Below are 7,768 nucleotides of genomic sequence, written 5' to 3'. Positions count from 1 at the left end.
ACCCGCCCGCGCCTCCAGCCGGAGCCGCGCGCTCGAGGCCTCCTCGGTGCCTTGTGGCGCCGCCAGCGACACGTCGGCGACCGACGCCGACTCACACGCCTCGATCCGCGAAAGGGTGTCCGAGAGGTCGGTGTCGATGAGATGTCCGAACAACAGCACCGTCACCTCCTCTGCGTAGCGTTCCGTGCCCGCCTGCATCACGTTCACGCCCGCCTCCCTGAGCGCCTCGACTATCGTCTCGAACCGCTCGGCGGTCGCCTCGAAGTCGACCTCGACGGGGATCCGCCCGCGGGGGGTCTTGTTGCCCCGTTCGTGGTAGATCGACAGCAGGTTCCCGCCGTTATCGGCGATCGGGTGGAGCGCCGCGAGTAGCTGCCCCGGTTCGTCGACGAGTTCGAGCCGAACCGTGTGTGTCGACGGGGTCGTGGACGCGTGGCCCCCGTCCGGGGAAGCGCCGTCCTCGGGGACGTTCCCTTCCTTCTCTGGGGCGCCGTCTACACGGTCGCTCACGCGATCACCTTCCGGGAGCCCGTCCGGGCGGCCTCGTCGATCGCAGCTGGCGGACGGTTCCAGGACGTCATCGGCGTAGTCCCCCGACACGCTCCTGTGATCGGCGCGGAGCGGCCGCTTGCTGGCTCCGTCGCGATGCGCCGAGCGGGAGTCGTGCCCGTCTGCATATCCGATAGAAGTCGGGGGAGCCGGTATAAGCCTTCGGCGATGGCATGCGTTGCCTCCCTCACGGTCGTGTCAGCGTATGTCGTGTGTGAGGGATCGGCATAACGAGACACCAGAGGACGAAGACAGAAGAACCGAAGGGAGCGACGAGCGAACGGAACGGCGGCTGCCGACGCGGCGCGTGCCGCGTTTGGGTTAGATGTAGTCGATCGAGGAGGGGAGCTCCAGCTTCATCCCCTTGCGCTCGCGGATCTCCATGATCTTCTCGCGCTGGAGGTTGTCGACGAGCACGCGGAACCCGGCGTTCTCCGTGTTCCACGACGCACGACCCTCGGTGGCCGAGCGGATGTCGGAGGAGAAGCCGATCATCTCCTCGACGGGCGCGATACCCTCGACGACCATGAGGTCACCTTCCTGGTACATGTCGTCGACGCGGCCGCGACGACCCTGGATCTCGCCGGAGGCGGCACCCATGTGTTCCGAGGGCACGTCGATACGGACGTCCTGGATCGGTTCGAGCAGGCGGACCTCGCCGTCGATCAGCGCGCGGTGGACCGCGTCGCGAACGGCGGGGATCACCTGTGCCGGACCGCGGTGGATCGTGTCCTCGTGGAGCTTCGCGTCGTGCAGGCGGAACAGCGAGCCCTGCACCGGCTCGGCGGCGAGCGGCCCGTCGTCGAGCGCCTCCTGAAGCCCCTCCAAGACGAGCTCCATCGTCTCGTTGAGGTGCTGAATCCCCTTCGTGTCGTCGATGAGGATGTTGGTCCGGTGGATGTCCTCGACGTTCTGGGAGGTGTCCTTGTCCATGCCGGCGTCCTGAAGCGCCTCGCGGCGTTCCAGTTCGGGCATGTCCATGGAGACTTCGCCGAGCTGGATGGCGTCGACGATCTCCTGAGCCATCGGTTCGACCGTGAGGTAGAACTTGTTGTGGCGGTTCGGCGACTGCCCCTCGACTTCGCGGGACGCCTCCTGGGGCTGCTCGCGATAGACGACGATCGGCTCCCCGGTAATGACCGGGATGCCCTGGTTGTCGCGGATACGCTGGGTGATCACTTCGAGGTGGAGCTCGCCCTGCCCGCTGATGAGGTGCTCGCCCGTGTCCTCGTTGATCTCGATCTGGATCGTCGGGTCCTCCTTGGCGACCTGCTGGAGCGTCTCGATGAGCTTCGGCAGGTCGTCCATGTTCTGGGCCTCGACGGACTTCGTGATGACCGGCTCGGAGATGTGTTCGATCGACTCGAACGGCGTCATCTCGATCGAGGAGACGGTCGAACCGGCGATGGCGTCGCGGAGGCCGGTGACGGACGCGATGTTGCCGGCGGGGACGCGGTCCACTTCCTCGCGTTCGCTCCCCATGAAGAGCCCGACGCTCTGGATGCGGTTCTTGCCGGCCGTTCCGGAGACGTACAGCTCCTGTCCCTTCTCCAGCGTACCGGAGAAGACGCGACCCGTCGCGATCTCGCCCGCGTGCGGGTCCATCGAGATGTCCGTCACCATGAAGACGACCTCGCCGTCCTCGTCGACGAGCCGCATCGTGTCAGCTAGGTCTGACTCGGGGTCACCGCGCCAGATGCGGGGGACACGCCGGGGCTGGGCGTCGACGGGGTTCGGGAAGTGCTCACACACCATGTCGAGCACGACGTCCGACAGCGGGGTGCGCTCGTGGAGCTCCTGACGCTTGTCGGCCTGTTCGAGGTCGATGATGTCGCCGAAGTCCATGCCGGTCCGCTGCATCGACGGCATGGAGACGCCCCACTTGTACAGCGCAGAGCCGAACCCGACCGTACCGTCCTCGACGGAAACGGTCCAGTCCGTCGGGATGTCGTCCATGTTCTCGGCCATCCCGCGGATGAGCTCGTTGACGTCGGCGATGACCGCCATCAGCCGCTCCTGCATCTCCTGAGGCCCCTCTTGGAGCTCGCTGATGAGGCGGTCGACTTTGTTGATGAACAGCGTCGGCTTCACGCCCTCACGGAGCGCCTGCCGGAGCACCGTCTCCGTCTGCGGCATCGCGCCCTCGACGGCGTCGACGACCACCAGCGCGCCGTCGACGGCACGCATCGCGCGGGTGACGTCCCCGCCGAAGTCGACGTGGCCCGGCGTGTCGATGAGGTTGATGAGGTGGTTGGTGTCCTCGTACTCGTGGGTCATCGAAACGTTTGCCGCGTCGATGGTGATGCCGCGCTCCTGTTCGTCCTCCTTCGTGTCCATCGCGAGCTGCTCGCCCGCGGTGTCCTCGGAGATCATGCCGGCACCCGCCAGCAGGTTGTCGGAGAGCGTCGTCTTTCCGTGGTCGACGTGGGCGGCGATGGCGATGTTCCGGATGTGCTCCGGGTTGTCCATCAGCCGCTCACATTCCTGAACGATCTTCTTGCGTCGGCCCATTATACCGGTTGTTACCGACAGCAGGGTCAAAAGGGTAGTGTTTCGTCCCGGACGGATCGGCAGGATCGACCCCGGATCCGCGTCGATTTCGTCTCGAACGGGGCCGATCCCCTCCGAGAGCGCGTCGATTCTGTCCCCGACCGGGCCCGCCCGCGTCCACCCGTATTTAAGTCGCGCCTCGTGAACCGATCCGTATGAACGACACGCTCTCGCGGCTCGCCGACACCGGCGTCGTCGCGGTGCTGCGCGGCGTCGAAGCGGACCAGCTCATCGAGATCACGGACGCGCTCCGCGAGGGCGGGGTGACCGCCGTCGAGATCACCGCGGACACCCCAAACGTCGCCGAGAAGCTCAACGAGGTCGCGGGGTCGTTCGGTGACGAGGTCGTCGTCGGCACCGGCACCGTCCTCGACAGCGAGACCGCCCGCACGACGCTTCTAGCCGGCGCGGAGTTCGTCGTCTCCCCGAGCCTCCACGAGGACGTCATCGAGACGTGCAACCGGTACGGAGCCGTCACCGCTCCCGGCGTGATGACCCCGACCGAAGCGATCCGCGGCTACGAGGCCGGCGCGGACTTCGTGAAGGTGTTCCCCGCGAAGACGGTCGGTCCGGACCACCTCGGCGCGATGAAGGGCCCGCTCGGCCAGATCCCGATGATGCCCACGGGCGGTGTGAGCCCCGATAACGCGGCCGACTACATCGACGCCGGCGCGTTCGCCGTCGGTGCCGGCGGAGCGCTCGTCGACTACGACGCGGCCGCGCGCGGCCACTACGACGAGATCACGGAGACCGCCCGCGAGTTCGTACAGGTCGTCGAGGACGCGCGCGACGAGGACTGAAACGCGACCCATTTATAAGCTAAGAGAGCGGCAGAAGCGGTGGCGCGCCTGCGAGCGGTCGCCGACGGCGACCGCGAGGAGCCCGCGAGGGAGCCCGGAACGGCGTTTATAAACGCCGTTCCGGCGAGGCTGGGGAGGTGTGAGGTGCGGTTACTGTGGGGGACGGGGCGAGACGCGAAGGGGCAGTCACCGGACGACGTTCGGCTGCCAGAGGCGCGGAGCGCCTCGCTGCCGCGAGGGCGAAGACGCGAGACGCAAGTAGCGAGGGACCGACGGTCCCTCGGACAGCCAGCGGCAGAGCCGCCGGCGACTGGGGCTTTGGAGCGGTCGCCGTCGATCCGTCGAACACGATTTATAAACGAGCGGTGGGACTTTGGCGGTGATCGGCCGACAGCTCGTCGATCCACCTGGTTATACATGATCAGCCGAGTCTCCGGGGCCGCCTACCGCGTCGATCACTTATAAGCCCGGAGAACACGACCGACGAGCCCGATCCCCTACATGAAGTCCGCGATACCCGACTGCTTGTTGGTGTCGTCCTCGAAAATCGACTCCAACGCCTCCTCTAACACGTACAGCCGCTGTTTGGTGTAGGGCCGACAGTCGAACTTCTCGGCGACCGCGATGGCGGTGTCGACGTACTTGCTCACGGAGCCCTCGTGGACCGTGAGGTTCACTCGCCCGCCGCACTCGCGGCAGTCGCCCGTCAACGGCACCCGCCGGTACTTCTCGCCGCAGTCGAGACACCGCGTCTCCTGTCTCGAAAAGGCCCGGAGGTTCCCGATGATGTCCGGCAGGAAGTGGTACTCGATGACCCGCTCGGCCACGTCCGTCTCGTCGACCGCGCGGGTCTTCCGCGCCAGCTCCAACTGGGCGTTCATCTTCTCCATCATGTCGCCGAGCGTCTTGTACGCCGACAGATCCGGCCCCATCGCGATGTCCGTCGTGTCGTGGGTGTGATCGAAGCCGCGGTACTCGTCGTCGGTTCCGAGCGTGTCCTCGCCGAGTTGAATGAGGTCCTCGACCGTCTCCGGGTCGGCCATCTCCTGAGTCGCCTCGTAGAACTCGAGCGGGTACTGCCGCACGATGTCCATGTTGTGTGCCTCGTCGTCGATCTCCGACGGATCGATCCGCGAGGACATCACTAAGGGTGCATCCATGCGCCCGCCACGCTGGTTCGGGAGAAATTCTTTCGAGAAATTGAGAAGTCCGTCCATGAGAAGCATCACGCAATCCTCGTCTCCGTCACACTGATCGACTGATAAATCGTTTGCGACGAGCGAGTGCGTGTCCTCGACGGTGAGACAGTAGACGTGCTCGAAGTCACTCTCAACGATCTCGATCTCGTCAACGGCTTCGACGAGGTACTCCCCGGATCCCCCGTCGGATACGCGTGGGACGTACGGTTCAACAGACGAGACGTTCTCTGCGAGCAGATCTGCTTTGCGAGAGAGGTGAAAACCGGCGGCTTCAGCGAATCGAACGGCTTCCTGCGAGGAGACGGCGATAACGTACGTCTGTGCGTTCAGCCGCATGTCACTCTCGTCGTAGAAATCGGGGAACTTCTCGTGGAGCCGGACCCGTTCGGGACGGTCGACCGTGGCGTGAATACCGAGGCGTCGGAGTAGGGCGAGGAGGTCCTCTCGGAGTTCCTCGCTCACAGTCGTGGCCGTGATTCGGAGCGATCTCCTGTCAACGACGCCGTCACCGCTGAAGTACCCGCTCAGGTACGCCCCGACGATGTCTTCCGATGCGTCGAACATCGGGTCAGGGACGCGTTTCGTGTGCGCATGCGCGCCGGCATCGAGGACCGAATCGAAGAACGCACGCAACAGACGCCCGGAAGTGGTGATCTTCGCGTGGTTCTCCTCGTACGGGTCGACACCGAACTCGTCGCGAAGAACGTCGAGGAAGAACTCCCGCGCTTCCGCCTCGGTACCACACACCGTTGTCTGGTGGATCGTTCCCTTCGGAGTCTCCTGTTCGCGGGCGAATCCCTCGGCTGCGTAGTAGCCGAGCAGGGTCGCGACGCGCCCGTTGAGATCGACGATCCGATCGATCTCGGTGCGATCGCGTTTCATCCCGAGGGTTACGTCTTCGGGAACGAACCCGAGGAGATCGTCGATCGAGGAGAAACATCGCTGGAGATACGAGGCGGGGAAGCTTTGCCGATACAGGTAGTTGCTCAGCGTTTTCTTGTTCGTACCGAACACCTCCGTCATACTCTGGAGCGGGTAGAACTTTCCGTCCCAGTCGTCGGCAAACACGTCCTCGAAGAGTCCGTACAGCCGATCCTTATCCAGCCCCTTGATCATGAGACGGTCGGTCGGGATCGCGTCGGATCTGATGAACTCGGCGAGCAGATCGAACCGCTGTGGGTTCGGATCGGCCTCGTCGCTCCCGATCGAATCGGGAACGACCAGTTCGTCCGTCGTGTCGAGGTCTCGCGCTTCCGTGCCGACGATCTCGTCGCGTTCCCCGTCGTATACATGGATCCCGTGATCCGGAGTGACAGTTATCGAGCGTCCAGATGTCGTACGGATCCGCATCATGTGGTCCGGGGCTTCGTGTCTACTAACCGCCTCTACCGGGCGAGACACCCGGTCTCCCTCGGCGGTTAACGCAGGCACCTGCAGGTCGCCGTCGACCCCTTCCAGCTCGCCAACTGCGGTCCCGAAGTCGTCGAACTCGACTTCGGATCGATCGAGGTACGCCTCGACGAAGTCGTCGATTTCGTCGTGTCGTAAGCTGCCCGTCTCGTCTTCGAACCAGATCTTCGTCTCCGGATGGAAGCAGTTTCGCCTCTTGGCGGCGTGAAAGTATGGATGCGCGTATCCCACCGCGGCCGACGTGAATCCGACTACTCTCCCGACAGTTGCGGCGCTCGTGTGGGGAGCCATCCCGAAGACGAGCTCGCCGACGAGGTCGTCGCGCTCGTTTACCTCGTAAAAACGCGGGAGGTCGTAGAACTGCGCCAGTAGGTCGTCGACGAAGTCCGCGGTCCGCAGCATATGTTCGGCCGCACCGTCCGAGAGGACGATATCCTGGACCTTCAACTCGATCAGCTGGTCGTCGTGGCGGAGCGGGTCGCCGTCGATATCGGTCTCGTAGCCGAGCTCGCGGAAGTGGTCGGCGGTGACGTCGAGCTCCTCGGGCCGGACCGCGGTGACCGGGAGGTCCGTCATGTCGTATCGGACCGTTCCGTCCTTGAACGAGGTGACGCCGTTTTTCGCGCGCAAGATCCCCTTCTCTATCGCCTCCGGCGTCTTGTTCGTCGAGGTGAGCCCCTGTACCCCCTTGCAGATCTCGAAGGCGGACTCGCGCTCGCCGACCGTCTCCAGCGCCGACCGATACGCCTCGTTGACATCGACCTCTTGGTAGGTCGCCGCCGTCACCTCCCACTCGCATCGGGGACACTCGACGCGGCCCGCCTCGTCGGGCTCACACACCGTTCCACAGTCGCCACACTCGTAGTGGGGTTCGGTGTGCGTCCCACAGTCGGGACACGCCGACCGGTACGTGTGGGTCCCGCAGCTCGGACAGAGCCGGTTGGCGACCTCGATCTCGAGGTGGCCTCGTCGACCGCGGTCGTCCATCAGACCGGCCGCCTCGGAGACGTCGCGCTGCGGCCCGCCGGCCTCGTTGATCGGGAACAGGGTGTGGACCGCCGGCGAGAGGTCGCGACTCTCGGACTTCTCCGGGCGACCCATCCGGTTGCCGATCCGGACCGGCGCGCGTTCGCGGACCTCGAACGGCGCGACCTCGTTGACCGCCCGCATCGCGTTCTCGCCGCCGTCCCACTCGCGGGCGGCGGCGGACAGCTCGTTCCACCCCTTTCTGCGCCCGTCGTCGACGCCGAGCGACCGGGC

The 7,768-nt window shown here is 65.2% G+C and carries 5 protein-coding genes; 1 reads left to right on the top strand and 4 read right to left on the bottom strand.

All coding sequences use genetic code 11. The features are described from left to right. The 3 genes from ACFQEU_RS08580 to ACFQEU_RS08570 all read right to left on the bottom strand — a co-directional run. On the bottom strand, positions 1-510 hold a 510-nt coding region (locus ACFQEU_RS08580), incomplete at its 3' end, for an amino acid-binding protein (RefSeq protein WP_379781200.1). Then, the gene (locus ACFQEU_RS08575; protein WP_379781198.1) at positions 507-677 is read right to left on the bottom strand and encodes a hypothetical protein; all 171 of its coding nucleotides are present in this window, start codon (positions 675-677) and stop codon (positions 507-509) included. The genes ACFQEU_RS08575 and ACFQEU_RS08580, both read right to left, overlap by 4 nt. Positions 678-870: 193 nt before the next feature. Beyond that, entirely contained in the window at positions 871-3,060 is a 2,190-nt protein-coding gene (locus tag ACFQEU_RS08570) for an elongation factor EF-2 (RefSeq protein ID WP_379781196.1), read from the bottom strand. Positions 3,061-3,254: 194 nt separating this feature from the next. Here ACFQEU_RS08570 and ACFQEU_RS08565 point away from each other — a divergent pair, with 194 nt between their 5' ends. Further along, the gene (locus ACFQEU_RS08565; RefSeq protein ID WP_379781194.1) at positions 3,255-3,899 is read left to right on the top strand and encodes a bifunctional 4-hydroxy-2-oxoglutarate aldolase/2-dehydro-3-deoxy-phosphogluconate aldolase; all 645 of its coding nucleotides are present in this window, start codon (positions 3,255-3,257) and stop codon (positions 3,897-3,899) included. Between the two features lie 497 nt (positions 3,900-4,396). Here the strand turns inward: ACFQEU_RS08565 and ACFQEU_RS08560 are convergent. Beyond that, positions 4,397-7,768, bottom strand: a 3,372-nt coding sequence (locus ACFQEU_RS08560) for an LAGLIDADG family homing endonuclease (RefSeq protein WP_379781191.1), incomplete at its 5' end; no start/stop codon positions are given.

Source organism: Halorubrum tibetense, assembly GCF_042661865.1.
Classification (GTDB): domain Archaea; phylum Halobacteriota; class Halobacteria; order Halobacteriales; family Haloferacaceae; genus Halorubrum; species Halorubrum tibetense.
Note: the sequence above shows the minus strand (reverse complement) of the source record. Positions and strands in the feature narration are given on the sequence as shown.